Here is a 245-nt window from a genome sequence, read left to right as displayed (position 1 = left end):
CAAGCTGTCGATCGCGGTGGTGGATGACATCGACAAGCAACGGGTACTGGCCGCCATCAAGCTGATTGCCGAGCGTTATCCGCTGCTGGAAGTCGAGCTGCTCAGTGCTCCCCAGGATGACGTGCTGCACCTTTTGCACAGTGGCCGGGTCAGCGTCGGCGTGGCCTTTGCCGGGTTGAGCGTGAATGCCCTGGAGTATTTCCAGTACCTGGGCTGCGAGCGGATGATTGCCTGCATTTGCGCCG

1 protein-coding gene is annotated in these 245 nt (G+C 60.8%); it reads left to right on the top strand.

Translation table 11 applies throughout. The features are described 5' to 3' along the window. Positions 1–245 (top strand): LysR substrate-binding domain-containing protein (locus tag SB756_RS34025; RefSeq protein ID WP_410913751.1); only part of this gene is annotated, 245 nt, incomplete at both ends.

The organism is Pseudomonas sp. SIMBA_068 (assembly GCF_046534705.1).
Taxonomy (GTDB): Bacteria; Pseudomonadota; Gammaproteobacteria; order Pseudomonadales; family Pseudomonadaceae; genus Aquipseudomonas; species Aquipseudomonas putida.
Note: the sequence above shows the minus strand (reverse complement) of the source record. Positions and strands in the feature narration are given on the sequence as shown.